At 53.5% G+C, this 23,577-nt stretch carries 22 protein-coding genes; 13 read left to right on the top strand and 9 right to left on the bottom strand.

Going from position 1 to position 23,577, the window contains the following annotated elements:
- The first annotated feature begins 63 nt into the window (after positions 1–63).
- Positions 64–336, top strand: coding sequence for a hypothetical protein (locus tag DZC51_RS05580; RefSeq protein ID WP_157294393.1), 273 nt, complete (start codon positions 64–66; stop codon positions 334–336).
- 50 nt (positions 337–386) lie between these two features.
- On the opposite strand, the gene rpoN is transcribed toward DZC51_RS05580, so the two are convergent.
- Together rpoN and DZC51_RS05570 are read right to left on the bottom strand one after the other, a co-directional pair.
- On the bottom strand, positions 387–1,670 hold the full coding sequence (gene rpoN / locus DZC51_RS05575) for an RNA polymerase factor sigma-54 (RefSeq protein ID WP_157294392.1): 1,284 nt from the start codon (positions 1,668–1,670) through the stop codon (positions 387–389).
- 134 nt (positions 1,671–1,804) lie between these two features.
- A complete protein-coding gene (locus DZC51_RS05570) occupies positions 1,805–2,911 on the bottom strand; it encodes a M24 family metallopeptidase (protein ID WP_157294391.1) in 1,107 nt (368 codons plus the stop codon).
- A gap of 239 nt (positions 2,912–3,150) precedes the next feature.
- On the opposite strand from DZC51_RS05570, the gene DZC51_RS05565 reads away from it, so the two are divergent.
- The 5 genes from DZC51_RS05565 (at position 3,151) to opp4C (ending at position 8,868) form a co-directional block, all read left to right on the top strand.
- Complete coding sequence (locus DZC51_RS05565; protein ID WP_157294390.1) at positions 3,151–4,131, top strand: ABC transporter ATP-binding protein; 981 nt, start codon at positions 3,151–3,153, stop codon at positions 4,129–4,131.
- The gene (locus DZC51_RS05560) at positions 4,128–5,159 is read left to right on the top strand and encodes an ABC transporter ATP-binding protein (RefSeq protein WP_157294389.1); all 1,032 of its coding nucleotides are present in this window, start codon (positions 4,128–4,130) and stop codon (positions 5,157–5,159) included. Before DZC51_RS05565 ends, DZC51_RS05560 begins: the two co-directional genes overlap by 4 nt.
- 98 nt (positions 5,160–5,257) lie before the next feature.
- Positions 5,258–6,886, top strand: a complete 1,629-nt coding sequence (locus DZC51_RS05555; protein WP_157294388.1) for a peptide-binding protein — start codon at positions 5,258–5,260, stop codon at positions 6,884–6,886.
- Positions 6,887–6,978: 92 nt separating this feature from the next.
- Entirely contained in the window at positions 6,979–7,929 is a 951-nt protein-coding gene (locus tag DZC51_RS05550) for an ABC transporter permease (protein ID WP_008297978.1), read from the top strand.
- 21 nt (positions 7,930–7,950) lie between these two features.
- A complete protein-coding gene (opp4C, locus tag DZC51_RS05545; RefSeq protein WP_157294387.1) occupies positions 7,951–8,868 on the top strand; it encodes an oligopeptide ABC transporter permease in 918 nt (305 codons plus the stop codon).
- A gap of 44 nt (positions 8,869–8,912) precedes the next feature.
- Here opp4C and DZC51_RS05540 read toward each other — a convergent pair whose 3' ends face one another.
- Positions 8,913–10,955 (bottom strand): prolyl oligopeptidase family serine peptidase, encoded by a 2,043-nt coding sequence (locus tag DZC51_RS05540; RefSeq protein WP_157294386.1) that lies wholly within the window; start codon positions 10,953–10,955, stop codon positions 8,913–8,915.
- A gap of 298 nt (positions 10,956–11,253) precedes the next feature.
- Here DZC51_RS05540 and DZC51_RS05535 point away from each other — a divergent pair, with 298 nt between their 5' ends.
- On the top strand, positions 11,254–12,864 hold the full coding sequence (locus DZC51_RS05535) for a long-chain-fatty-acid--CoA ligase (protein ID WP_157294385.1): 1,611 nt from the start codon (positions 11,254–11,256) through the stop codon (positions 12,862–12,864).
- Positions 12,865–12,921: 57 nt separating this feature from the next.
- On the opposite strand, the gene DZC51_RS05530 is transcribed toward DZC51_RS05535, so the two are convergent.
- Entirely contained in the window at positions 12,922–13,359 is a 438-nt protein-coding gene (locus DZC51_RS05530; protein WP_157294384.1) for a YrhA family protein, read from the bottom strand.
- Between the two features lie 175 nt (positions 13,360–13,534).
- Here DZC51_RS05530 and DZC51_RS05525 point away from each other — a divergent pair, with 175 nt between their 5' ends.
- The 3 genes from DZC51_RS05525 (at position 13,535) to DZC51_RS05515 (ending at position 15,807) form a co-directional block, all read left to right on the top strand.
- Entirely contained in the window at positions 13,535–14,032 is a 498-nt protein-coding gene (locus tag DZC51_RS05525) for a toxin-antitoxin system YwqK family antitoxin (protein ID WP_157294383.1), read from the top strand.
- Between the two features lie 50 nt (positions 14,033–14,082).
- Entirely contained in the window at positions 14,083–14,805 is a 723-nt protein-coding gene (locus DZC51_RS05520; protein WP_157294382.1) for an endonuclease V, read from the top strand.
- Positions 14,806–14,892: 87 nt separating this feature from the next.
- Positions 14,893–15,807, top strand: coding sequence for a nucleoside hydrolase (locus DZC51_RS05515; RefSeq protein WP_157294381.1), 915 nt, complete (start codon positions 14,893–14,895; stop codon positions 15,805–15,807).
- Positions 15,808–15,851: 44 nt separating this feature from the next.
- Here DZC51_RS05515 and DZC51_RS05510 read toward each other — a convergent pair whose 3' ends face one another.
- Positions 15,852–16,337 (bottom strand): immunity protein YezG family protein, encoded by a 486-nt coding sequence (locus DZC51_RS05510; protein ID WP_157294380.1) that lies wholly within the window; start codon positions 16,335–16,337, stop codon positions 15,852–15,854.
- A gap of 275 nt (positions 16,338–16,612) precedes the next feature.
- Here DZC51_RS05510 and DZC51_RS05505 point away from each other — a divergent pair, with 275 nt between their 5' ends.
- Both DZC51_RS05505 and DZC51_RS05500 read left to right on the top strand, forming a co-directional pair.
- Positions 16,613–17,803: an NAD(P)-dependent malic enzyme gene (locus DZC51_RS05505; protein ID WP_157294379.1), complete on the top strand. Its 1,191-nt coding sequence runs from the start codon at positions 16,613–16,615 to the stop codon at positions 17,801–17,803.
- A 75-nt stretch (positions 17,804–17,878) separates the two neighbouring features.
- Positions 17,879–18,142, top strand: coding sequence for a YciI family protein (locus DZC51_RS05500; protein ID WP_157294378.1), 264 nt, complete (start codon positions 17,879–17,881; stop codon positions 18,140–18,142).
- Between the two features lie 179 nt (positions 18,143–18,321).
- Here the strand turns inward: DZC51_RS05500 and DZC51_RS05495 are convergent, their stop codons facing one another.
- The 4 genes from DZC51_RS05495 to DZC51_RS05480 form a co-directional block, all read right to left on the bottom strand.
- Positions 18,322–19,326 carry a FecCD family ABC transporter permease gene (locus DZC51_RS05495; RefSeq protein ID WP_157294377.1) on the bottom strand — a complete coding sequence of 335 codons (1,005 nt, stop codon included), beginning with the start codon at positions 19,324–19,326 and terminating at the stop codon, positions 18,322–18,324.
- The gene (locus DZC51_RS05490) at positions 19,319–20,317 is read right to left on the bottom strand and encodes a FecCD family ABC transporter permease (protein WP_157294376.1); all 999 of its coding nucleotides are present in this window, start codon (positions 20,315–20,317) and stop codon (positions 19,319–19,321) included. The genes DZC51_RS05495 and DZC51_RS05490 overlap by 8 nt, the downstream gene beginning before the upstream one ends.
- A 62-nt stretch (positions 20,318–20,379) precedes the next feature.
- Entirely contained in the window at positions 20,380–21,309 is a 930-nt protein-coding gene (locus DZC51_RS05485; RefSeq protein ID WP_157294375.1) for an iron-hydroxamate ABC transporter substrate-binding protein, read from the bottom strand.
- 26 nt (positions 21,310–21,335) lie between these two features.
- Positions 21,336–22,058: an ABC transporter ATP-binding protein gene (locus tag DZC51_RS05480; RefSeq protein ID WP_232524066.1), complete on the bottom strand. Its 723-nt coding sequence runs from the start codon at positions 22,056–22,058 to the stop codon at positions 21,336–21,338.
- Between the two features lie 206 nt (positions 22,059–22,264).
- On the opposite strand from DZC51_RS05480, the gene DZC51_RS05475 reads away from it, so the two are divergent.
- Positions 22,265–23,323: an NAD(P)/FAD-dependent oxidoreductase gene (locus tag DZC51_RS05475; RefSeq protein WP_157294373.1), complete on the top strand. Its 1,059-nt coding sequence runs from the start codon at positions 22,265–22,267 to the stop codon at positions 23,321–23,323.
- The last annotated feature ends 254 nt before the right edge of the window (positions 23,324–23,577 follow it).

Below are 23,577 nucleotides of genomic sequence, written 5' to 3'. Positions count from 1 at the left end.
TTTCTGTTTTTAAAAATTGTATAGTAGAGGGGGGATTGAGTTTCTCTAAAGGGGGATGAAGAAATGCTCACAGTATTTGAGTTTTTGGGGATTGCGTTGGGATCTATATTGCTCCTTCTGGTTCTGATGTGGGCTATGGAGCGTGCTGTTCAACGCGCGTCTGAAGGTCGCTTCCACAGGTGTGTCCGAATTACGGCCTGCCTGGGGGGAGCCCTGCTGATTTCGGGTATATCTGCGTACGGCATGGGCCAACTCTTGGTTTTTAAGGCAGTCTTGCTCGGGGGATTTATCATTCTGCTGAACCGCTATTGGCTGGGGCACTTTTCTGGAAAATAACGCAAATAACAAGACCGGTGGGGAGAAATCCCTCCCGGTCTTGTTTGGGTTCAGACGACAATATCTTTCCTTTGTGCAGATGAAGGGATGTTCATTTCCTCGCGATACTTGCTGATCGTCCGGCGGGAAACCGTAATCCCTTGTTCATCTTTTAAGCGCTCTGCAAGCTTCTGATCGGACAGCGGCCTGCTCTTGTTTTCCTGATCGATGTATTTCCTAAGCAAGCTTTTCACCTTGCTTTGCGAGACAGACAGTCCGTCGGCAGACTCCAGCTTTGAAGTGAAGAGTGACTTCATCTCAAACGTTCCAGAAGGAGTTTTGATGATTTTATTGGCCGTGGCCCGGCTGATCGTAGATTCATGCATGCCGATTTCCTCCGCAACCTCCCGCATCGTGAGGGGGTTCAGCGCTTCCGGACCTTTGATGAAAAAGGCTTGCTGCTTTTCAGCCAGAACCCGGACGATCTTGATGAGGGTTTCGCGGCGCTGTTCAAGGCTGTTGAGGAGCCAGCGATACTGCTTGTGCCGTTCGGCCAGGTAGCTGCCCACCTCATCTTTTGCGTTCAGGTAGGGAAGATAATCCGAGTTCAACTTCACTTCGGGCAGATGGCCATCATTCAGGAGGAACTCCAGATTGCCCTCCCGTTCAGTCACAATGACATCCGGAAAGGTATAGTCGGTCTGTTGGTCATTTATCAGTGAACATGGCTTAGGATTAAGTGTCTGGATCTGGTCGACAGCTGATTTCACGTCAGCCAGTGTGATTTGTAAAGCTTGGGCGATCTCTTTCCACTTACGCGATGCGAGGAGAGAGAAGCAATGACTGACGATCTGCCGTGCCAACGAATCCGACTCCTCGTCCAATTGCAGGAGAAGACACTCCTGCAAATTGCGGGCCCCGATGCCGGACGGCCCGATTTCCTGGAGCATTCGGATGCCTAAAGTCAGGAGATCTTCTCCAATTTTGCAGTCTTCAGGAAGGATTAGATACCCGTTGTCGTCCAGATTTTGTATCAGGTAAGATAGCAAACGAATGGAATCTTCATCCGAATAGGTGAGTCGCACCATGGAGACCAGGTCGTCCCGATAAAGGGCATCGGGGGCCTTTATCCAGTCGGTCTTTAACCCTTCTCCTCCCGAAACCTTTGGAAAAGGTGAATCGTAGGAACCGGTATCATCGCGTTCTTTCAGCTCAATGAGCGGATTCTCGGCTTCCTGCTCCCTGATAAACTGTTCCAATTCAAAGGTGGAATACTGCAGAAGCTCAATGGCTTGCCTGAGTTCCATCGTCATGATGAGTTTGAGTTCCTGGCGTTGCGTCATAGTAAGCTGCACCTAATTCATCCCCCTTGCAGCATGTTTTGAAAGCGGTTACTTAGGGACAGCTTACCACATTTGACAGACTAGTTCGATATCGGATTCAAAGAAATACGCCCGGCAGCATCGTTCGCCTATGCTGCCGGGCCTTTTTACGCTTCAATGATTCGGATTGTTTTGGGGAAGGCGGTGAGCACTTCTGCCTGACCGTCTTCACGGATATGGACAATGTCCTCAATTCTGACACCGCCATAGCCGGGAATATAGATGCCGGGCTCAATGGTGAATACGTTGCCAGGATCCGCAAGGGATGTATTTTTCCCATGCACGGAAGGGGCCTCATGCACTTCAATGCCTACCCCATGTCCGACCCGATTGTTAAAGAATTTTCCGTACCCTTCGTCTTCAATCACTTTCCGGGAGGCTTCGTCGATGCTGCCAAGCGGAACACCGCCCCGTGAAGCCGCGATGCCCGCTTCATTGGACCGTAGGACGATGTCATAGATTTTTCTCTGCTTTTCAGTAGGCTCCCCAATAATGAAGGTTCTGGTGATATCCGAGCAGTAGCCGTCCTTGGTCACGCCCATATCAATCAGGAGAAAGTCACCGGCGCCGATTTTTCGGCCGCCCGGGGAACCGTGGGGAAGGGCGGCCTTCTCGCCTGACAAAACAATGGTGGAAAACGACGGACCGTCCGCACCATGCATTCTCATCAGGTACTCCAGCTCTGCCGTGAGCTCGGCTTCCGTCATACCCGGCCTCACTTTTCGGACACCGTCCTCCATGACCTGCTCGATGATGCGGATGGCTTCTTTGATGGACGCCACTTCTTCGGCCGATTTGCAAAGGCGCTGCTTGCTGATAAGTTCTTCAATGTCCCTAATGGATATGTCAGGGAATGTTTGGGTCAGCCATACATATCGTTCGTAATTTAAAGCTTTCGGTTCGATTCCGATGGGGCCCGACAGTTTTGGGATGGCTTCTTTAACAACCTCCATCGGCATCTGATCATCCGAAATGGGAATGATTCGGTCCACTGCCGCGATACCGGAGGCAGCTTCATAGTCCAGTGCCGGAATAAACAGGATAGCCCGCCCGGTTTCCGGGGAGATTGCCAAAGCCATAAACCGCTCATGGGGGTCCGAAAGAAACCCGGTGTAATAAAAAATACTGGCCGGTGAAAGGATCAGGGATCCATCCATGCCGTGATCCTTAAGTGATTCTATTAAACGTACTTGTCTGGCTGTATATTGATTCATCTTCATGACCTCCTTATTAAAGTTCATTATGCAAGTTTTGTTCCTCTCTTTCACGGACTAACCCTTAAATTATTATGTCAAAACATTTTGACATTTATAAAATAGTGTCTAAATCCCCGACGGTTTACGGGAGCATAAGGATAAATAGTGCCGGTGTATGTACGCGATACAAGAGTTCAAAGTTGGCATAGAAATTGCAGTTAAATTTAACAGGCAATAGAAGCATGAGGAGGGGGAAAATGAACGCTGTTTTGGAGGTTTCCAATCTAAAAACGTATTTCCAAAAAAATAAAAAGACCATCCGTGCAGTAGACGGCATCGATTTTGAGATCGGCAAAGGAGAGACCGTGGCACTTGTTGGGGAATCAGGTTGCGGTAAAAGCATGACGTCCCTTTCCATCATGGGATTAGTGCCGGCTCCTGCCGGCAAGGTCGTGGATGGTTCCATCAAACTGAACGGTGTCGATCTGGTTCAGATGCCCGAGAAGAAAATGTATGACATCCGCGGCAAGGAAGTCGCCATGATTTTTCAGGAACCGATGACTTCGCTGAATCCGGTGCTGACGATTGGCGATCAGCTGACGGGCGTCATCATGCACCACCTGAAAGTAAACAAGAAAACAGCGACGGAAAAGGCGGCGGAAATGCTCGGAATTGTAGGGTTTTCCGATCCTCTAAAGACATTAAAAGACTATCCCCACCGGCTGTCCGGCGGTATGCGGCAGCGTGTCATGATCGCAATGGCGATGTCATGCAACCCGAAGCTGCTGATTGCGGATGAACCGACGACTGCATTGGATGTGACGATACAGGCACAAGTGTTGGAGCTTATGAAGGATTTGAGCAAGAAGTTCTCAACCTCCATTCTGCTGATCACACACGACCTCGGTGTCGTATCCGAGCTGGCGGAACGGGTGATTGTCATGTACGCCGGACAGATTGTTGAAATCAGCGATGTCGATGATCTGTTTGAGGAGCCTCTCCACCCGTATACAGAGGGCCTGATTCATTCCATTCCAGCCATTGAAGGCGAGATCACCCGTCTGCAATCCATCAAAGGAAACGTGCCTGCTCCGGGTACAGTGTTGCCGGGATGTAAGTTTGCTCCGCGATGCAGCAAAGCATTTGCAAGATGTACGGAGGAAGTTCCGGGGATGTACGTTCGTGAAGACGGCCGGTGCGTGCGCTGCTTTCTCTATGATGGGGAGGTGGTCGAATGAGTACGGCCAATATACTGCTCTCCCAAAGAGAGAAAGCCAATGAGAGATTCCATGAGAACCTGCTTGACGTACAGAACCTGAAAATGCATTTTCCAATCAAGACGGGCATTCTTCAGCGGACGACCGGATCTGTCAAAGCGGTCGACGACGTCAGTTTTACAGTGAAGAAAGGGGAAACTCTTGGCATCGTGGGAGAGTCGGGGTGTGGAAAATCAACGCTGGGACGCGCCCTGATCCGCCTGTATGAGCCGACAGACGGCAAGATCCTGTTTGGCGGCAACGACGTCACCAAGTTAAAAGAGCGGGATTTAGGCCCGGTCCTGCGGCGAAACATGCAGATGGTATTCCAGGATCCGAACGCTTCGCTTAACCCGAGAAAGTCACTTGGCAGCATTCTTATGGAACCTCTCCGTGTACATGGGATTCTGAATAGCAGGGAAGAGCGAATGGACCATATCACGGAGATTCTGCAGACGGTCGGACTTCACCCTACGGTCATCAACAATTATCCGCATGAGTTTTCGGGAGGCCAGCGCCAAAGGATCGGCATAGCCCGCGCCCTCATCCTGAATCCAGAGCTGATTATAGCGGACGAAGCAGTTTCCGCCCTGGATGTGTCCATTCAGGCCCAGATCGTCAACCTGCTGGAGGATCTGCAGGAGAAATTTAACCTGACCTACATCTTTATCTCCCATGACCTGAGTGTTGTCCGCCATATTTCGGATAGAGTCGGCGTGATGTATCTTGGGAAGCTCATGGAGCTGTCAGATAAGAAAAGTTTGTACGATGAACCGCTTCATCCGTATACACAGTCCCTTCTTTCGGCGGTTCCGGTGATCCGGAAGGGAGGCGTTGTGAAGCGCGATCGCATCATCTTAAAGGGAGATCTGCCGAGTCCTGCAAATCCTCCCAGGGGTTGCGTTTTTCATACCCGCTGCCCATATGCGATGCCACAGTGCGGATCTGAAGCGCCTGTGTTCCGTGAAGTAGTTCCCGGACGCCATGTCGCCTGCCACTTGTTCAATTGAAAGCGGTTCCAGGAAAGGGGGTGGTCCGGTTCGCCTGCCAATAACTTTGCATTCGTTAATAACGATGAATCAGCAATGAATAAAAAAGGGGGATTTATATGTTCAGAAAACCACTATGGAAGGTGGCGGCACTGGCAATGGTCTTGATGATTGCTGCCTGCTCACAGCCTGAAGAAGCAGGAAATATTGATGCAAATGCGGCGGAAAAGGAAGGTGCGGAAGCTGAGGGGGGCAATCTCGTACTGGCCACGACTGCCGCGCCGACTTTGTTCAATCCGTACTACTCCACTGATACATCCAGTTCGACGATTGAAGGGTTTATCTTCAGCGGCCTCGTTACCGTTGACCAGGACTTTAACCCGGAAGGTGACCTTGCAGAAAGCTGGGACTTCACGGATGACGGCCTGCGATGGACGTTCCATCTTCGGGAAAACGTGAAGTGGCATGACGGAGAACCGATGACGGCTGACGACGTCGTCTTCTCCTACACCATCCCGAAAGACCCGGATTATGTCGGACCAAGGGGCCTGCCGTTCGAGATCATCGAAGAGGTCAATAAAATTGATGACTACACGGTGGAATTCGTCCTATCGGAGCCATACGCACCATTTATCACGATCACGGCGCAATTTGAAGTTCTGCCGAAACATATTCTTGGTGAAGTGCCAATAGCGGAACTGGGTAAGCATCCGTTCAATACGAAAGAGCCGATCGGAACCGGTCCGTTCAAATTCAAGGAATGGAAAGAAGGAGAATACATTGCACTTGAGGCGCACGAGGACTACCATCTTGGCGCGCCAAAGCTGGATGGACTGCTTTATAAGATTGTTCCTGACACGAATACGTCGATGGCACAGCTACAGGTCGGTGAGATCAGCATGGCCGGTATTTCGCCGGAGTATGTGGGGATGGCACAGGATCTTGAGGCCAAGGGCATGGTGAAGCTCGAATCCGGTCCATCCAATGCATTCGAATACATCGGATACAACCTCAGAAATGAACTGTTCCAGGACAAGAAGGTCCGCCACGCATTGACGCATGCCATTGATAGGGAAGCCATCATCCAGGCCATTCTCGGCGATGCCGGTACAGTGGCACACGGACCGGGAAGCCCTGCAAACTGGGCGTTTAACCCGGATGTTCCAAAGTTCGAGTATGACCCTGAAAAAGCAAAGCAACTCCTGAAAGAAGCCGGCTGGGAACCGGGTCCTGATGGCATCCTTGAGAAGGACGGCAAAAAGTTTGAGTTTGCTTTAAAAACAACGTCCGCCAACGAGATCCGCCAGCAGATTGCCGAAGTTGCCCAGCAGCAGTGGGCGGAAATCGGCATCAAGACGTCGATTGAAGTGCTTGAGTGGAGTGCCTATGTCGAGCAGACAAGCCCTCCAAACTGGAACTTTGATGCGATTGTGGCAGGTTGGTCGATCGGCAGCGATCCGGATCCGACATGGTTCTGGCACACGTCCGAAATTGAAGCCGGCCTGAACTATAACGGCTATTCGAATTCTGAAGTCGATGAGCTTCTCTCCAAGAATACACAAATTGCGGATCTTGAAGAAAGAAAGGCTGTCATTGCTGAGGCTGATGCCATTGTCACCGAGGATCAGCCAAACACCTTCCTGTACTATCCTGAAGGTTATCTGGCGATCTCGCCTAAACTGGTCGGACCATCGTACAATGCCGCCAATACGTATTACAAGATCCATGAATGGTACTTTGAGCAATAAAACTGTTCCCAATGACTCATGGCGGGCATCTCCCAATCGGGTGATGCCCGGTGTTATTACTTTAGATGTTTGACGGGAAGGAAGTGATCGATATGACAACTTATATCATCCGTCGGTGCCTGATGGCCATTCCTCTGTTATTCCTCATCAGCGTCATCTCCTTCGGAATCATGAAAATGGCTCCAGGCGATCCCACGGCTCTGATGATGGATCCGATGATCAAGCAGGAGAACCTGGAGGCTTACAAGGAATCTTACGGTCTCAATGACAGCATCGTCGTCCAATATGGGCGATGGCTCGGGAATATGGTTCAGGGAAACTTTGGTGAGTCGTTTATCCGCCAGGGCGTGCCGGTAAGTGAACTCATCACCGCGAGGCTGCCGAACACGCTGTTGCTGATGCTCGTTTCTACATTCATTGCGTTCATCATCTCCATTCCCCTTGGGGTCTGGTCTGCAACAAAAAGAAATTCATTACAGGATTATGCAATCACCGTCGTCTCCTTCCTGGGTGTCGCCACTCCGAACTTCTGGATCGGATTGGTCCTTATCATGGTGCTGTCTGTTCATCTCGGCTGGTTCCCGATTGGCGGTGTCGCGACATACGGTGAACCGTTCAGTATATGGGACCGTCTTCATCACCTGGTTCTGCCTGCCTTTGTTCTCGCAACAGCCGACATGGCGGGTCTGACGCGCTATTCGAGGTCCAGCATGCTCGATGTGCTGCGGCAGGACTATATCCGGACGGCAAAAGCGAACGGCTTCAGGCAGAAGACCGTCATTTTCAAACACGGACTAAGAAACGCGCTGATCCCGATCATTACGATTTTCGGGCTCATGCTGCCGTCGTTCATCGGCGGATCGGTCATCATCGAGAGCGTCTTTGCATGGCCGGGCATCGGATTGCTTTTCATGGAGGCGGCCTTCCAGCGCGATTATCCGGTCATCATGGCGGTTGTGGTCATTGCGGCGACACTGGTCGTGATCGGAAATCTGCTGGCAGATATTCTATATGCAGTCTTTGATCCGAGGATCGAGTATTGATGGAGGAAAGGAGAGGAGACCGTGACACTGACCAATGAGAGGCGGATACCGAAAAAACCCGTCTCAGCAGAAGACCATAGCTTGATAGGGCATGAGGCCATTTGGAAAGTGATGCTCAGGAAATTCATGAAAAACAAACTTGCGGTAATCGGGGCGGTTCTGCTGATTATGATCGTCGGGGCTGCCATCTTTGCACCTATGTTGGCCCCTAAAGATCCGAGCCAGCAGGTTCTTCTCGACAAGTTGGCGCCGCCGGGGAAGGACTACCCGTTGGGAGCGGATAATCTCGGCAGGGATACGCTGAGCCGTCTCCTGTACGGGGCCAGAATCTCCCTGCTGGTTGGCTTTGCCTCGGTTGCCGGTTCGATATTCATTGGTACGGTCATCGGTGCGATTGCCGGGTACTTTGGGGGAATATTGGATGCTGTGCTAATGCGGATTGTGGATGCAATCATTTCGTTTCCATCACTGTTCCTGCTTATTACCCTCGTGACCATTTTTGAGCCAAGCATTTTTACGCTGATTGCAATCTTTGCGGTATTTGGATGGACAGGTACCGCCCGCCTCGTTCGGGGTGAGTTCCTCTCACTCAGGAAGTCAGAATTTGTACTGGCGGCGAGAACACTGGGAATTAGCAACACCCGCATTATATTTTCTCATATCCTGCCAAATGCGCTGGGGCCGATTATCGTATCGGCGACGCTGGGAGTGGGAGGGGTCATTCTCGCTGAGGCCGGTCTGAGTTATCTCGGGCTCGGCATCCAGCCGCCAACCCCGAGCTGGGGGAATATGCTGCAGAGTGCACAGAATCCTCAAATCATGCTGGGCGCCTGGTGGTATCCGCTATTCCCGGGGTTCATGATCCTGATCACGGTCCTGGCGTTCAACTTTGTCGGCGACGGACTCCGTGATGCATTTGATCCTAAAATTGATGACTGAAAAGATAAGAGGCCGTTCTCCATCGGGAGAGCGGCCTCTGCTGTTCAGGCATCCATATCCAGGTGTGTATAAAGGAACGAATAGATGTCCGCATGTTCGTCAATGATTTTTGACACCGGTTTGCCGAGCCCATGTCCTGCATCCTTCTCGATCCGTAGCAGGATGGGGGCATCCCCCTTTTGGGCTTCCTGCATCGCAGCCGCGTACTTCATCGCGTGAAGAGGGACGACACGGTCATCAGTATCCGCGGTTGTGATCAGAACGGGAGGATGTTCACGTTCTTTAATGTTGTGCAGCGGGGAATATGCAATGATATTCCGGAAATCTTCTTCATTTTCCTCTGGATGGCCGAACTCCGAGGTCCAGAATCGGCCGACCGTGAACTTATGGTACCTGAGCATATCGGTCACCGGAACCTGGCAGATGACCGCGCCGTACAGATCGGGTCTTCGGTTCAGACAGGCTGCCACAAGCAGGCCGCCATTGCTTCCGCCCATGATGGCGATCTTTTCGGGCTTCGTCCACTGTTCCGAAATCAGCCATTCCGCAGCCGAAATGAAGTCGTCAAACACTTGTGGCTTGTTGCCGAATGTACCGCCCTGGTGCCATTCTTCGCCGTATTCCCCGCCGCCCCTGATATTCGCCACGGCATAGATGCCGCCGTCCTCGATGAACATGGCGTTCGAGGCGTTGAAAGCCGGCGTCATACTGATATTGAAGCCACCGTAACCATAGAGCAGGACCGGATGGGAGCCGTCGGGCGACAGGTCTTTCCGGCTGGTGATGAACATCGGAATCTGTGTGCCGTCAGTAGAAGGATAGAAAACCTGCCGGGTGGTGTAGAGGTCAGGATCCAATCCGCCTTCCGGCACCAGAACGGTGACCAATTCATCCGATTCAATCGTGTATCGGGCAATCGTCGTGGGAGTGAGATAGGACGTATAGCCGATCAGCACTTCACCTTCTTTTTTGGATACCTGAATGTTCGATACCGAGATCATTTCGGGCAAGCCGAGTCTTCTGACATGAGTTCCATCCGTCCTGTATAGTTCAACACGGTGCCAGGCATGTTCCATATAAGCCGCAATCAGGTGGTTCCCGGCGAGTTTCGGGAAGTAGAGAACACTTTCCTGCTCAGGAATGATTTCCTGCCAGTGCTCTTTTTCCGGGTGTTCCGGATCAACCGAGATGATCCTCCCATTTGGGGCACCGGCAGTGGTGTAGAGGATGAACCGGCCTTCCGAATTCCCCAGGAACGAGTAGTAGCCGTCGTCATCAGGGGCGAGGGGGAGGAAGTCCCCATCGGAAGTTGCCTCCCGGTAGTAGAGGCGGCTCTTGTTTTCAGTGCCTTTCCATGATTGGAGAATAAGGTGACGATGAACATCGGTGAAGGTAGCACTGAACGACAGTTCCTTGTCATCAGGCCGTTCATGAATCAGGCGGTCTTCAGATTGAGGGGTATTCAGCCGGTGGAAATAAAGCCGGTTGTAGTTGCTTCCATCCTCATCCGGCACAGTGCCCGGTTCGGGGTAACGGCTATAGTAAAAGCCAGTCTCATTCTCTGTCCATGCGATGTCTGTAAACTTGGCCCATCGGATGATTTCCGGGAGGTCATTGCCGGTTTCAAGGTTACGGATCCGGATGGTCTGCCAGTCGCTTCCGTTTTCCGACAGGGCATATGCGAGCCATGATCCTTTTCCGCTGAATGAAAGTGCGGTCAGTGCAGTCGTGCCTTCCGGATTTATCTCGTTCGGGTCAATCACCTTGTCAGGCGTTGAATCTGAGAGGTTGTGTGAACGGTAGAGCACCGGCTGGTTCTGCAGACCGTTATTTTTCTGATAGAAATATTCGCCGTTCACTTTTTCAGGTGTAAAGAATTTGGCGGTGTTCCAACGTCCGGCAAGTTTCTTTTGAAGCATATTCCGCACGGGAAGTTTTTCAAAATAAGAGCGGGTGTTTTGATTCTGAGAATCTGCCCAAGTTTTCGTTTCAGGATGCTCAGAACTTTCTAGCCAGCGATAGGCGTCTTGAACTTCATGTCCATGATAAAGCTCAATGACTTTTGATTTTTCTACTGGTATGGTCATTTCAATTCCTCCCTTTTTCAATCATCGAAGATGTTGCAAGTTACATGCCATTTGAAACAAATCGTTTTCATTCGAGTTTTGATGACATATTTCCCAGGAAATAAAGTGAATAATTGTAGATTAGGCCGAAAAGCGTGAAAAGAAAGGAGAGTTTTCTGGAAACTCTGTATTCATACAGTTCAAGCAGTCACTTAATCAAGAAAACGCTATCTTGGCAACTAAAGGAAGGTTGATATACAACAGGTGGTATAATTTTACTTATCAGAAATTTCATTATTCCCACAAGAGGTGAGCAGACATGAATGTACCGCTGATATTGACTGACTTCCTGGACCGTGCAGTCCGTCTGTACGGGGAGAAGACGGCCGTAATCGACCATGATGAGGGCCGCAGGCTGACTTATACCGAGCTGGGTGGACGGGTGAATCAACTATCACACGGCTTGCAATCACTTGGTGTGGAAAAGGGCGACCGTGTCGCTTACCTCGCTCCGAATACACTGGAGATGCTGGAGGGGTTCTACGGAATCTATCAGACCGGCGCAGTCATGGTGCCGCTCAATATCCGGCTCAAGCCGGAGGATTATCTGTTTATCCTTAACCATAGCGAATCCAGGGTGCTGTTCATCGATCAAGACCTGATTCATCTGATCGAGCCGGTAAAGCACAAGTTTGAAACGATTGAACGGATCGTTGTCCATTATCATGACGGTGGAACCGAAGAAACGGCTTATGACGAGTGGCTGTCAGGGTTTCCGGAAGAACCGTTTGGTCGGGCAGAGCTCGATGAGAACGATGTCGCGAGCCTGCTTTATACAAGCGGGACGACCGGCAATCCGAAAGGTGTCATGCTGACTCACCGGAACAACTACCTGCACGCCATGTCGCTGATGCATCACCTTCGTGTATATGACACGGACACATATCTTCATGTTCTGCCTATGTTCCACGTTAACGGTTGGGGCGCGCCTTTCTACTACACAGCAAACGGGGCGACCCATGTCTGCCTCCGCAAGGCGCGTCCGGAGACAATCTATGACGCCATCAATTCCCACGGCGTGACATCGGTGCATATGGCGCCGACTGTCCTCAACTCGTTGCTGCAGTATTATGATTCCGAAAAGCCGCAGACAGGGACAGCCGACCTCCGCATCATCATCGCGGGCTCCGCTCCGCCGCCGGCCTTTATCCGCCGCGTCGAAGACGAGCTGGGCTGGGAATTCATCCAGGTGTACGGCATGACCGAATCATCACCGCTCAGCCTCACGTCTTCGAGCCGTTCAACGGAAGCGCATTTGTCTGATGAGCAGAAGGTCCGCCTGAAAGCGAAGGCGGGCTACCCGATGGTCGGCAACGACGTCCGGGTTGTCAACGACTTCGGGGAAGAGGTTCCGCATGACGGCAAGTCAGTCGGCGAAGTGGTCGTCCGGAGCCATGGCGTCATGAAAGGCTACTGGAAAAACGAAGAAGCGACAGCGGAAGCACTACGGAATGGCTGGCTCCATACGGGGGATATGGGCACCATTGACGAATTCGGACACATCGACATCACCGACCGGAAAAAAGACATCATCATATCCGGCGGAGAAAACATTTCCTCAATTGAAGTGGAAGGCGCGCTCTATGAGCACCCGGACATCGTGGAAGCCGCCGTCATCGCGGTTCCCCACGAAAAGTGGGGCGAGACCCCGCATGCCTACGTCGTCCTCCGGGAAGGGATAAGCCTGAGCGAAGAGGATGTCATCGATTTCTCCCGCTCGAAACTCGCGCACTTCAAAGCTGTTACCAGTGTGACATTCGTGGATGAACTGCCAAAGACCGCCTCCGGAAAGATCCAGAAAGTGCATCTGAGGAATGACTACTGGGAATCCCATAAAGGGGCAACCGCCGCAGGGCGGTTTGTGAATTAATAAAAATCCCGTGATCCTTGGGAAGGATCACGGGATTTTTCATATGTATGGGTAGCGTCAGCCAACCGCATTGCGCAGCATTGCCGTGAAAGAAGAGAAGTGCATTTTCTGGTCACCGTACAATTTTTCGAGCTCGGCAAAGCGATCCTGTTTGATGTCGTAGGCGTACCAGGCCTTCTCAGAGTCGCCGAGAAACAGGTAAACTCCGTCCCAGTCTTCTTCCTGCCAGATCCGGTTTGCATGTACAATATGGTTTAGAGGGTCGTTCGGGTCAGTATTGTAGAAGACAACATCATCCAATACGAGCCCGTCGGACAGGCCAAGGAAACACTCGTATTCCGCCAGCCAATCGGTTTTTTTGGTCTGGCTGCGGATCCATTCCGTGACTTTTGCGACCTGTGTTGCCGGTGCAGGAGCATGCGGCTTGCCGCCTTTATCCATCAGCCGAATGTTGATCTGATTGATTATTTCCGAGAGTTCATCGATGGGTCTCATGCCCGGCCTCCTTGTTCAGTGCGTCATGTAATCCGTGCTGAGTTCAGACACAAGCATTATGTCCAAACTCCTATCCATTATACTTAATAGTTATTCAAATGGGAAAATTAATAGAGTGGTGTATGGTGAATACGCTTAGTGCCTGGCACTATAGGCAATTGATAAGGGGTGTAGTATGGAAGATCAACTGCTGACCAAAGAAGAGCTGACTGGTAACGGTTACGATTATGACCAACTGGAGATGGATCCGCCGGACGACCGGCTGTTTGTGAGGACCGGCGAGGAAGAGGACAATCTGGTGCCGGTTAACGGATTGGTCTATGAGCTGAGCGAGCAAGACGGATCAGTCCTGAACTATGGAGAGTATGCGGACGGCCTGCCCCATGGCATCTCGGTTGATTTCCATCCGAATGGACAAGTTCAACAGGTCCATAGACATTTCCACAGGCCGATCCATGGCGAACATCGTCAGTGGGACAGGGAAGGCCGGCTCGTTTTCTGGGGAGAGTACGAGTACGGACATGAGCTGAGATATAAAAGATGGGACGAGTCCGGAAACCTGGTTGAGGAGAAAACAGAGCCGGATGAAAGCCGATTGACGATGATCAGGCAAACCCGTGATTTTTATAGAAGGCATTACGGAGCAGATCCCAAAAATGATGGAATTGATTGAATCCAAGTAAAACTCCATGAGAAACGCAGTAAGCAAAGGAAGTGGAAAGTGTGCAGGTGAATGACATCCATCCCCTCCTGCCAGATCCGGGGGAGTTCATCCAAATCCAGGAGCGGCTGGCCAAGCAGATCGACGTGAGCCGGCCGTTCCGGTGTAAAGATCTTCGCACAGTGGCCGGAGTCGACCTGGCTTATGCCGGTGAAGGCGAATCCGAGACCGGCTTCTGCCATATCGCCGTCTTCGATGCGGCCACGATGCAGGTTGTGGAGCGCGCCGAGGCGGTCGGGAAGATTGAAGTGCCGTATATCCCCGGTCTCCTGACATTCCGGGAGCTGCCGCTGGTCGTGGAGGCAGCCGGAAAGCTGGAGACGGTGCCGGACCTGTTCCTGTTCGACGGGAATGGCATCCTCCATCCCCGCAGGATGGGAATTGCCGCGCACGCCTCATTCTTTCTTGGGAAACCGACTGTCGGTGTCGCAAAAACCTATTTCAAAATAGCGGAGACGGAGTACAAGGAACCGGAACAGGAAAAGGGCAGTTACACGGAAATCACAATTGACGGCGAGACGCTGGGGCGCGCTGTCCGGACCTCCTCCGGCGTAAAGTCTGTGTTCGTGTCGCCCGGAAACGGAATCGATTTGGATTCATCGACTAAACTTGTCCTGTCGCTAACCGGCTCAGAAAGTCGCCTGCCTGTACCGGTGAGGGAAGCGGATATCTCGACTCGCAGGATGCGCCGCAGTTGGGAAGAAGAACAACGTTTGGACCCGTGATTCCGTAGGTGTAGTCACGGGCTCGTTCGTTCAGGCCATTTCGGGACTGCTGTAATAAATGGGAAATGGAGAAAGGCGGAATATTATATGAAGAAACTATTATTGGATGTCGATACTGGAATCGATGATGCGATTGCGCTTTTGCTCGCGGCCAAGGAATCCGAACTGATCGGCGTGACGACGGTGAACGGGAATACGTCGCTGGAGAATGCGACGGTCAATACACTTAAAGTCCTCGACCTGATCGGGCGGGATGATATTCCAGTCGTCCGCGGTGCGGACCGTCCGCTCCTGCGTGAGCCTCATTTCGAGGCGAGGGTGCACGGTGATGACGGAATCGGCGGTGCACTTGGAAAAATGGACCCGGGAACACCGGCTGAAGGGTTCGCACCGGACTTTATCATTGAACAGGCAGAAAAACACAAGGGGGAGCTGACGCTTGTCCTGCTCGCCCCGCTTACGAACATGGCGCTCGCCGTCCGTAAGGAGCCCCGCCTCAGGGACTGGCTGAAGGAAGTCATCATTATGGGCGGCGCGGTGGATACACCGGGGAACATCACTCCAAAGGCCGAGTTCAATATCTTTGTCGATCCGGAGGCCGCAAAGATTGTCTTCCAGGCAGGCCTTCCGATCACGCTAGTCGGGCTGGACGTCACAGAAAAGACGCTTCTTGACGAGCCGCATGTCCGGGAGATGGCGGGGAATGCGGAAGGGGAGTTTATCCGCGAAGCGACCGTCCAGTATATGAACCGTTACGAGGAGATGACCGGCAGCCGTGCGTGCTCGATGCACGATCCGCTGGCGGTCGGGGTGGCGCTCGACCGGTCGTTTGTCCGGACCGAGCGGTTCTATGTCGATGTGGAGGCAGACAGTTCCCTGTGCGACGGCCAGACGGTGTGTGACTTTAATAAAGTGACAGGCCATGAGCCGAATATGGACGTCTGCCTCGGGGTCGATGGGGATCGGTTCATCCGCTATCTGATCCAAAGCATGGTCCGCTAACAGGAAAAGCCCGTGATGCCAACCAGGCAACACGGGCTTTGGTTTCATTTGAAGAAGAGTTCGAAAACCCTTCTCATAGCGCTTTTTTCCGGACGTCCTCCGCGCGCCTTCCATTCGGGTACCACAAACTTATTCGTGAACTTCAGCTCGTAATCTGCCGCACGGTCATACCGCAAACCATCATACCCATAAATGAGATCCAGGCCGCCGGCGTCATCGATCATGAGTTTCATCGTCGTGAACGGTTCACGTCCCAGTGCTTTGAACTCTCCGGCAAGCTTAAGGATCAGGTTATTAATCTCGTCCTTCTGTTCATGGTAAAAATCCGTGGGCTCCAGGTCGAGGATGTAGTGCATCTCCGCATCCGGCAGGAATTCCGGGCTGTCTTTCCGGAAAAAGTAATAGAAGTATTCGGCATGATCACCGCGGTTTTCTCCGTAGAACATCACTTTGTCCCAATCCGTGGGGACCGATTCGATAATTTTTTCAATCAGCTGCTGTGTGATGGTTTCAAGCTTGGTTGTATCCATGCGCTCCGCCTCCCAGTCTTGGTTTCATGCTATCAGATTCGGGAGGGCTCGTCATGGCTCCACCGGCTGTATTCTTTTGCCGGTCCTGCACACAATAGTGGATATACAAGAACTTATTTCTGATTCGACAAACCGTCAATTCTTCGTCTTGTCTCTGATTTTGCGTCTTTCATCCAAAATTATTCTGATTCAGTTGATTTAAAAATATTACGCCTATACAATGGGATGTATATTTTTTAATTTGCTTGGTTAACAAGCTAAAGGAGTGGAGACCGGTGAAAAAGTACGAAGAAGCGCTTGATTTGCATCGTGAGCTGGAAGGAAAGCTGGAAGTGACGTTAAAGGCACCGATCGAGTCGAAGCGTGACCTGAGCCTGGTGTATTCACCGGGTGTCGCCGGTCCCTGCCTGGAGATCGAGCAGGATCCGGAAAGCATCTATGACTATACAATCAAGGGCCACACGGTCGGTGTCATCAGCAACGGCACGGCGGTGCTCGGTCTTGGCAATATAGGCGCTGCGGCATCGATCCCGGTCATGGAAGGAAAAGCGGCGCTGTTCAAGCGGTTCGGCGGTGTGGACGCCTTTCCGATCGTCCTGGATACGGAAGATCCGGATGAGTTCGTGAATGCGGTCAAGCTGATGGCAGGTGTATTTGGCGGCATTAATCTCGAAGACATCGCGGCACCCGCATGCTTTGAAATCGAAGACCGTCTGAAAGAGGAATTGGATATCCCGGTGTTCCACGATGACCAGCACGGGACGGCAATCGTTGTCGCGGCGGGCCTTCTGAATGCATCCCGCCTGACCGGGCGCGAGCTTCGTGACATGAAAGTCGTCATGAACGGCGCAGGGGCTGCGGGTGTGGCAATCGCCAAGCTGTTGCTCGGATTCGGCGTGGAACAGATCATCATGTGTGATACGGCCGGTGCCATCTACGAAGGCCGGACGGAGCGGATGAATCCGATGAAGGAATCGATCGCGCAAATGACCAATCCTGAGCGCAGGAGCGGCAGCCTGGCGGATGTCATCATCGGCGCGGATGTCTTTATCGGGGTGTCCGCGGCAGGCGCGCTCACTCAGGATATGGTCCGTTCGATGGCCGGTGAGCCGATCATCTTCGCGATGGCCAATCCGGTTCCGGAAATCATGCCGGATGAAGCCAAAGCGGCCGGTGCCCGGATTGTCGGCACAGGGCGCTCCGACTTCCCGAACCAGGTCAACAATATCCTCGCTTTCCCGGGAATCTTCAAGGGCGCGCTAAACGTCCGCGCGAGCGAAGTGAACGAGGAGATGAAGCGGGCGGCCGCCTATGCCATTGCGGATCTGATTGGCCGCACCGCGCTCACCGATGATCGCATCATCCCGGATCCGTTTGACGTGCGGGTCGCGGACGAGGTGGCAAAAGCGGTCGCCGAAGCGGCTATCCGGACAGGGGTTGCCCGGAAAGCGCCTGTCCAGTCCTGAGCCGCGGCCCCATTCCCCTGGTGTCCGGAAAGCTATATAATGGAACGGACAACTAACGGAAATGGGGGAAACGGGATGTCCTATTATGTGGTCTATCTGCCGATGAAGGACGAGGAACTGAGTCAAACCTACCGTCCGGATCATCTGGCGTTCGTGGACGAACAGATTGAAAAAGGCAATGTAAAGGCAAAAGGAAAGTTTGCCGACGGTTCCGGTGGTATGGTGATCTATCAGGCCGAGTCACTGGAAGCGGCAGAGAAAATCGCCAAGCAAGACCCGTACGTCGAAAAAGGCGCGCGCGGAATGGAAATCAAAGAATGGATCGCGACTTTCGCGTGAATCAGGAAACCAGCAGCCGGCGGACGGCTGCTGGTTTTATTTTGGGCTTTCAATGAGATTGTAAACGTTTCACCCTAGTATGTGAACGTTTCACCCTAGTATGTGAACGTCTCACCTCAGTATGTGAACGTCTTACCTCAGTACGTCAACGTCTCACCCAAGATAATCAACGTTTCCGATTATCCGCTCTTCCTCATCAGATAAAGAAAGTACGGGGCACCGATTAAGGCGGCGATGATGCCGGCAGGAATGGAGAAGGCGGGGAGCAAGTGGCCGATCGTGTCTGCCGTGACAAGGAGACCGGCGCCGATCAGCATCGCTGCCGGCAGGTAATGCTGATGGCGAGGTCCCGCTATGCCCCTGGCGATATGTGGGGCCATCAGTCCGATAAAGGCGATGTAGCCCGTGACCGATACGGCGGCCGCAGCAAGAGCAACTGCGATTGCGATAAAAACGATCCGGAACCGGGACAATCGCAATCCGAGTCCGATTGCGGAAGGTTCACTGAGCGCCAGGATATTGAGCGTGTTCGCCCGGCACAGGACAAACGGGACGAGCAGGACGACCCATGGAAGAAGGGCGAGCACAAACGGCCAGTCGGCTCCCCAGACGCTACCTGCAAGCCACTCCGCGACAAAGGCCGCCTCCTGGCGCTCGGCGCCGGAGATGAGGAGCATCATGCCGCCGGACAATGCGGATGCAAATCCGATTCCCACCAGGAGCAGGCGCATCGGGCGGAGGCCGCGTCCCTTTTCGGTCGAGAACAGGTAAATCAGCGCGGCCGTCACGATGGCCCCGGCAAACCCCACCGCCGGAAGCACATAGGCGTAATAAGGGATGCCGCCCCCGGCAAACAGGTAAAACACGGTGATGGCGAAACCTGCCCCGGAATGGATTCCGATGATGCCAGGGTCCGCCAAATCATTTCGAGTGACAGTCTGCAGGATGGAACCGGACACTGCGAGTGCCACCCCGGCAAGGACAAGCACTGCAAGTCTCGGAAGCCGCACCTCAAGCAGGATGAACGCTTCCTTGAATGTGCCGTTTCCGGTGAGGACGGGGATGAGCCGGTCGATCGTCACGGCGGATGCACCAGCCGAAAGGGCAAAAACGAGCACGATGAGGAACAGACCGGCGAGCAAAAGTGTCCGGCGGAGCGGCCGGCGACGTTTCACTTCATGCATCACGGAGCCCTCCTTTCCGGACGATCATCAGGAAGAACGGCAGTCCGATCAGTGCGGTGATGGCAACGACAGGCGTTTCGAAAGGTGCATTCAAGGTCCGGCCCGCAAGATCGGCCAGAGTCATGAAGGCGGCGCCAAGAAGGGCGCTCATCGGGATGATCCGAGTATAGTCCGAACCGCTGAAGGTTCTCACGACGTGCGGGATGATGAGGCCGACAAATGCCAGGTTGCCGACGAGGGCGACCGCAGCGCCTGCGAGAAGGGCGGTGATGCCCATCATGATGGCCTTCATCAGGAACACCCGCTGGCCGAGACCGGCTGCCACGTCTTCCTGAAGGCTGAGGATGGTAAGCTGGCGGCTGACGGCGATTGCGCCGATCAGTCCGATTGCGATAAACGGAACGATGATGAGTGCCTTGGGGGTCGTACCCATGAGGCCACCTGCCGTCCAGAGCGAAACATCCTTGGAAATCTGGAAGACGATTCCCGTCCCGTCCGCGACCGCCTGCAGGAAAGCCGAAACCGCAGCGCCTGCGACAACGAGACGCATCGCGGACATGCCGCCACGGCTGGAGGCCCCGATGCCGAAGACGAGAATCATGCCAAGAGCGGCACCGATAAAGCAGGCGGCAAGAATACCCAGGTAGGGGATGCCAGGCATCAGGGCAAGCGAAAGGGCGAGTGCGGCATTCGCTCCGGAGGTGAGTCCGAGAAGGCCGGGATCCGCGAGCGGGTTGCGGGTCACCCCCTGCATGATCGCGCCGGCGACGCCGAGTGCCGCTCCGGTGAAGATGGCAGCCACTACACGCGGAATTCGCAGTTCGCGGAGGATGGCCGCATGCTCGCCAGAAGCGGAAGAGAGCGCCTGCCAGACGTCACGGATGCCAGTATCCGCCGCTCCGAGCGTCAGTGCCGCAACAAAGGAACCTGCCACAAGCAGGCTGCCGAGTGCGAGCTGTATCGGAAATGGTAATAGTCGTTTGGTGGTCATATCGTCACACTTTCCTCATATCAACGGAAAAGCGGCCCGCGAACCGGACCGCTTTTCTCCAGTTATTCGTTCCCGAGAAATTCCTGTTCAAAGAAGTCCAGCTGGTCATCAAGCGTCAAGGCATCATTGAAATAGGCCTTACGGGCATCGGCAATGATCAGGTTGCCGTTTTTCACAGCCGGGATTTCCTTGAACCAAGCAGCATCCATGAACGAGGTGTCCTGCTCTTCCGTCAGGCTCAAGACCAGGTAATCGCCCGTATAGTCCCCGAGCACTTCCTGGGAGATGGCGAAGTAGCCTGGCTCAAGAGCGACGTCCTGGACTTGCTTCGGCATCTTCAGGCCCATTGCCTGGTAGAGGATTTCGGTGCCGCGTCCCCAGTTGTCGCCGAACAGGTACAGTTGCTTCTCAAAGTTCTCCGCGACGGTAACCGTGGCATCTTCACCGATCTTCTCCTTGATGCGCGAGCCGAGCTCTTCTGAGCGCATCTTGAAATCTTCGGCCCACTCGGTAGCTTCTTTTTCTTTATTGACGACTTTGGCGATTTCGATGTGCTGCTGGAGATAGTCATTCTTGCCATAGGTGAAGAGGACGGTCGGCGCGATCTTCTCCAGCTTGTCTGCGTTCTGGATGTTGTTCAGGCCGATGATGAGGTCCGGCTCCAGTTCGATGATTTTTTCGATGTCTTCGTTGGAAACGACTTCAGCATCTTTCAGCGCTTCGTCAAAGCTCGGGTTGGCTGCCGACCAGGAGTCGACGCCGACAATCGGCACACCGAGTTTGATCAGGTCACCTGCGTAGGAAGACAGCACAACGACGCGCTGAGGATCTGCCGGCACTTCGACGGGCCCGGTTTCGGATTCGTAGACGATGGTGTCAGAGGAAGCGTTGTCTTCCGCTTTTCCCTTGCTGTCATCCGTGGAACTTGAACCGCATGCGGCAAGCGCAAGTGTCATGAAAAGGGTGAGGATCAAGAGCAGTTTCTTGTTCATGTGGATTCTCCTTCGGATAAGGTCGTTTATTTGATCAGATCATAGGTCATGCAGAAGGGGGTCCCGGTTCTCGGGTCCTTTCCGATGACGGCGTCGATTCGGAACACGTCTTTCAGCACCTCAGGGACGAGCACATCTTCGGGCGGTCCGCTCTTGATGAGCCGCCCCGACGAAAGGGCGATCAGGTGGTCGGAAAAACGTGCGGCCTGGTTAAGGTCATGGAGCACCATGACAATCGTCCGGCCCTCTTCCCGGTTCAGCTTACGGAGAAGCTCCAAGACCTCGAGCTGGTGGGCCATGTCCAGATAGGTGGTCGGCTCATCCAGGAAGATGATTCCGGTATCTTGTGCGAGGGCCATGGCGATCCAGGCTCGCTGCCGCTGCCCGCCGGACAGGGCATCCACCGGCCGGTCACGGAATTCGTCCATGCGAGTCGCCTCCAGCGCCCAGTCGACCATGCGGCGGTCTTCCGCGCTTAAGCGCCCAAACCCTTTCTGGTGGGGGAAGCGGCCGTAGGCGACGAGTTCCCCGACGAGGAGTCCGTTCGCGCTGTCCTGCGTCTGGGGGAGGATCGCCATCTTCCTCGCCAGCGCTTTTGTATCCATCGACCGGATATTGGCACCATCAAGAAGGACGGCGCCGCCCTGATGGGGGATGATGCGGGTGAGCGCCTTCAGGAGCGTCGATTTACCGCATCCGTTCGCCCCGATGATGGTCGTGATTTTGCCTTGCGGAAACGAAATGTCCATCCCGTGGACGATGGGGGTCTCCCCGTAGCCGATCCGGATTTGTTCGGCGAGCAGTTGCAAAGCGGATTTCTCCTTTCTTTTTTGAGTGTATCGTGTTATTCTCGATGAAAATGATTATCAATGAGAATGATTTTCAATTTCAGATGATATAGCCAAAGCTTAAAGGTGTCAACTATTTTCTGAAGCAGGAGAGGGAGGAAATCGACGTGGCAGAACCAATCCGGGATGTGACGATTATTGGAGGGGGACCGGCCGGCCTCTATTCAGCGTTTTACGCCGGACTCCGGGGCATGGACGCGAGGCTGGTCGAGGCGAGGGAGGAACTGGGAGGGAAGTTATGCCTGTTCCGGGAGAAGATGATCTGGGACGCGGGCGGCCAGCCGCCGCTTCAGGGAGAGACGTTCCGGAAGCAACTGGTTGAACAGGGGAAGACATTCGATCCTGAAGTTCTGACAGGGACGAAGATTGCCGCAATCCGGAAAAACGGCCAAGGACTGTTCGAGGCTGAGGACCACCGTGGCCAAGTCCATTTGTCCAAGAGCATCATCATGGCGAATGGCGGCGGAATCGTCACGCCCCAAAAGCTCCGGCTGCAGGGAGCTGCCGTGGCGGAGATGGACAATCTTCATTATACGATGCCTTCGCTGGCGACATTCACGGGCAAAACCGTACTGATCTCGGGAGGGGGAGATGCTGCGGTCGACTGGGCGGAAGAACTGTCCGGTATAGCGGAGAAAGTGATCCTCGTCCACCGCAGGGACAATTTCTGTGCACATGAGGCGCAAGTGGAGAAGGTGAAGCGGAGCGGTGCGGACATCCTGCTGAATGTGGCCATTCACCGGCTGCTTGCGGATAAGACGAAGACCCGGATCGAGATGGTGGAGCTGAAGGACACGGAAACCGGCGCCCTTACCCGTGTCGGAGCCGATCATGTCGTCGTCAGCCACGGATACGAGCGGGATGCGGAACTCGGGTTCGAGGCCGATTTGGAACCGCTCCGCAAGGACGGACATTTCTTTGAAGGCAGTGCGGATGCAGCCACGTCCGTCCCGGGCATTTTTGCTGCTGGAGACTGCCTGTCTTATGCAGGTAAGGTGAACCTGCTGGTCGGTGCGTTCCAGGATGCAGTGAATGCTGTCAACCGTGCCAAAGCTTTCGTCGACCCCGGTGCCCACGACCGCGGCATGGTTTCTTCGCACAATGAGCGCTTTAAAGAGCGGAACCGCACCCTGATCAGGGAGCTGGCGGATAAGGTGAAACAGTAGATGAATAGCTCATCGGCCAAGTTGTGATTAGCTGCGGAGAACGACTTTAAGAAGTTCAAGATGATCCAACAGGGGCTGTCCAATAAGTAATTAAATTCTTGTATCTATAGTAAACAGCAGTGGCGCCGGGAGACTCCTCGAAAATGCTTCGCATTTCCTTCGTGCGAGGCTTGTTCGAGGAAGCTTCCCTGTCCTGCGGGAATAGCGTTAGCCGAAGACCCCGGATGTTGCGCAACGCTTCGCGATGCGCACAG

It is taken from the genome of Bhargavaea sp. CC-171006, assembly GCF_009761675.1.
GTDB lineage: Bacteria > Bacillota > Bacilli > Bacillales_A > Planococcaceae > Bhargavaea > Bhargavaea changchunensis.
The sequence above is the reverse complement of the archived record's forward strand: the minus strand, read 5'-3'. Positions and strand labels throughout refer to the sequence as shown.

Coding starts and splice junctions, on each gene's coding strand:
- DZC51_RS05580 (WP_157294393.1), top strand. CDS start 64: ATGCTCACAGTATTTGAGTTTTTGGGGATTGCGTTGGGATCTATATTG.
- DZC51_RS05570 (WP_157294391.1), bottom strand. CDS start 2,911: ATGAATCAATATACAGCCAGACAAGTACGTTTAATAGAATCACTTAAG.
- DZC51_RS05565 (WP_157294390.1), top strand. CDS start 3,151: ATGAACGCTGTTTTGGAGGTTTCCAATCTAAAAACGTATTTCCAAAAA.
- DZC51_RS05560 (WP_157294389.1), top strand. CDS start 4,128: ATGAGTACGGCCAATATACTGCTCTCCCAAAGAGAGAAAGCCAATGAG.
- DZC51_RS05555 (WP_157294388.1), top strand. CDS start 5,258: ATGTTCAGAAAACCACTATGGAAGGTGGCGGCACTGGCAATGGTCTTG.
- DZC51_RS05550 (WP_008297978.1), top strand. CDS start 6,979: ATGACAACTTATATCATCCGTCGGTGCCTGATGGCCATTCCTCTGTTA.
- DZC51_RS05540 (WP_157294386.1), bottom strand. CDS start 10,955: ATGACCATACCAGTAGAAAAATCAAAAGTCATTGAGCTTTATCATGGA.
- DZC51_RS05535 (WP_157294385.1), top strand. CDS start 11,254: ATGAATGTACCGCTGATATTGACTGACTTCCTGGACCGTGCAGTCCGT.
- DZC51_RS05530 (WP_157294384.1), bottom strand. CDS start 13,359: ATGAGACCCATCGATGAACTCTCGGAAATAATCAATCAGATCAACATT.
- DZC51_RS05525 (WP_157294383.1), top strand. CDS start 13,535: ATGGAAGATCAACTGCTGACCAAAGAAGAGCTGACTGGTAACGGTTAC.
- DZC51_RS05515 (WP_157294381.1), top strand. CDS start 14,893: ATGAAGAAACTATTATTGGATGTCGATACTGGAATCGATGATGCGATT.
- DZC51_RS05510 (WP_157294380.1), bottom strand. CDS start 16,337: ATGGATACAACCAAGCTTGAAACCATCACACAGCAGCTGATTGAAAAA.
- DZC51_RS05500 (WP_157294378.1), top strand. CDS start 17,879: ATGTCCTATTATGTGGTCTATCTGCCGATGAAGGACGAGGAACTGAGT.
- DZC51_RS05495 (WP_157294377.1), bottom strand. CDS start 19,326: ATGCATGAAGTGAAACGTCGCCGGCCGCTCCGCCGGACACTTTTGCTC.
- DZC51_RS05490 (WP_157294376.1), bottom strand. CDS start 20,317: ATGACCACCAAACGACTATTACCATTTCCGATACAGCTCGCACTCGGC.
- DZC51_RS05485 (WP_157294375.1), bottom strand. CDS start 21,309: ATGAACAAGAAACTGCTCTTGATCCTCACCCTTTTCATGACACTTGCG.
- DZC51_RS05480 (WP_232524066.1), bottom strand. CDS start 22,058: ATGGACATTTCGTTTCCGCAAGGCAAAATCACGACCATCATCGGGGCG.